This is a genomic window from Streptomyces prasinopilosus, from assembly GCF_001419695.1.
Lineage (GTDB): Bacteria > Actinomycetota > Actinomycetes > Streptomycetales > Streptomycetaceae > Streptomyces > Streptomyces prasinopilosus.
In genome coordinates this window covers 1-2,131 of the sequence record NZ_LIRG01000970.1, presented here as the reverse complement: position 1 = coordinate 2,131, position 2,131 = coordinate 1, and the positions used below count along the sequence as shown (strand labels likewise).

Annotated in this window: 2 protein-coding genes; both read right to left on the bottom strand. The window is 74.2% G+C overall.

Annotated elements, in window-relative coordinates; all coding sequences use genetic code 11:
• Positions 1-810 (bottom strand): DUF3152 domain-containing protein (locus tag AOK18_RS31560; protein WP_240503359.1); only part of this gene is annotated, 810 nt, incomplete at its 3' end.
• Between the two features lie 654 nt (positions 811-1,464).
• Positions 1,465-2,131: phosphoenolpyruvate carboxykinase domain-containing protein (locus tag AOK18_RS29185; RefSeq protein WP_157865289.1), on the bottom strand; the 667-nt coding region annotated here is incomplete at its 5' end.

Here is a 2,131-nt window from a genome sequence, read left to right as displayed (position 1 = left end):
GACCGGGGGGCCGCCGAGGTAGTCGCCGGAGCGGTCGTAGGGCCAGGCGTTGGCGACGCAGCCCTGCAGGCCCTTGATCTGCTGCATCATCGCCGGGGCGGGTTCGCCCGGCCCGGGGCAGGTCTCGTGGCCCCGGCCGATGCCGTGGCCGACCTCGTGGTTGACGATCAGCGCCCGGTAGTCGCCGATCGGCCCGTCGAACTCCGGCGAACCCCGCACCCAGCGCTTGAGGTTCACGACGACGTTCTCACCGACCCGGCAGTTCACCTCGCCCCTGGTCAGCAGGCCGGCCTCGCCGCATATCCGGTCCACCGTGCCCGGTGTCGCGATCTTCACCGCGAGGTCGTACGTCCCCGAACTCACCAACCGGAAGGCGTGCGTACCGCCGCGGGTCCAGCCCCGTTCGTCGGCCAGGACGGCGGAGACCTCGGCCGCGGCGTCGGCTGCCGGGATGTCGATGCCGTCCTCGACCATCACCTTGTAGCGCACCACCCGGCTGCCGCTGCCGACGGCCGCCCCGTCGGTGCGGGCCGTGGTGAACGTACCGGGGCCGTCGGCGGGAACGGCGACGGTCCGGTCCTCGTCCGGGGGCGACGGGGACGGGGACACGTCGGCCTCCGGGGGCGGACCGCCCTCGCCGGACGGACCGGCACCGCCGCCCGGCGAGGCGCCGCCGGCTCCGTCCGTCCCGGCCGCCGGCAGAGCGGTGCCGTCCACCGCGTCACCGGCCACCGCCCGGGAGCGGTCCTCCTGCCACTGCGTCAGGGCGACGCTCCCGCCCAGCACGGCGCACAGGAGCAGACCGGTCACCCACCTGCGCCCCGTGCGCCGTCCACCGGAGCCCTTCCGGGAACGGGGCGGACGGCTTCGGTGCGGAGCGGCGGACGTGGTCCGCCGGCGCCGGCGGGGTGCTGGCCGACTCACGGCAGACCTTCTTCTCGACGGTGCGGAACCGCCCGGCGGCGTGCGCCGGCCGGGCCGCCCTGACCAGGACGGACGGGGAGGAACAAGCACGCGCCGGTCGAACGGGCCTACCGGGCGTGGCCCTTGACATGGTGTCATGCGCAAGGATCCGCACCGCGGCCGCCCGTCGCCACGGCGGAAGGGACCCGCGGCGACGGACCGGAGTGGCGGGGCGGAACGGCGGCGGGCGCTCCCGCGGTGCCCGGAGGACCGGCCGGGAACAGCCGGGGGCCGGACGGACGCGGCGGAGGAACGGTGCACGGCCCGGGAAAGGGCGAAGGCCCGTCGCCTCCCGTTCCCGTCGGGGCGGACGGGAGGGTGACGACGGGCCCAGGGCCCCCCACGCCGTTGTGCGGGGCCTCGCCGGTCTGTGGTGCTGCCGGCCTCGTGGTGCGCCGGTTCGTGGTGCTCACCGCGGCCGGCCGTGACGATGGTGCTGGTCAGGGCGCGATCGGTGCCGGCCGCGGCGGTCTTGGTCCCCTGGCGGGGAAGCGGGCGCGATCAGCCCAGGCGCTGCACCAGGGCGCGGTACTCGTCCCACAGCTCGGTGGGCGTGTGGTCGCCGAAGGTGTTGAAGTGGTCGGGGACCAGGGCGGCCTCCTCGCGCCACACCTCCTTGTCGACGCCGAGCAGGAAGTCCAGGTCGGCGTCGGCCAGGTCGAGGCCGTCCGTGTCGAGGGCCTCCTTGGTCGGCAGGACGCCGATCGGGGTCTCGACGCCGTCCGCCTTGCCCTCCAGGCGTTCCACGATCCACTTCAGGACGCGGCTGTTCTCGCCGAAGCCGGGCCAGACGAACTTGCCCTCGTCGTTCTTGCGGAACCAGTTGACGTAGTAGATCTTCGGCAGCTTGGACTGGTCCCTGCCCTTGGCCACGTCGACCCAGTGGCCCATGTAGTCGCCCATGTTGTAGCCGCAGAACGGCAGCATGGCGAACGGGTCGCGGCGCAGCTCGCCGACCTTGCCCTCGGCGGCGGCGGTCTTCTCGGAGGCCACGTTGGCGCCGAGGAAGACGCCGTGGTTCCAGTCGAAGGACTCCGTCACCAGGGGGACGGCGGTGGCGCGGCGTCCGCCGAAGAGGATCGCGGAGATCGGCACGCCCTTGGGGTCCTCCCACTCGGGCGCGATGATCGGGCACTGGGCGGCGGGCGTGGTGAAGCGGGCGTTGGGG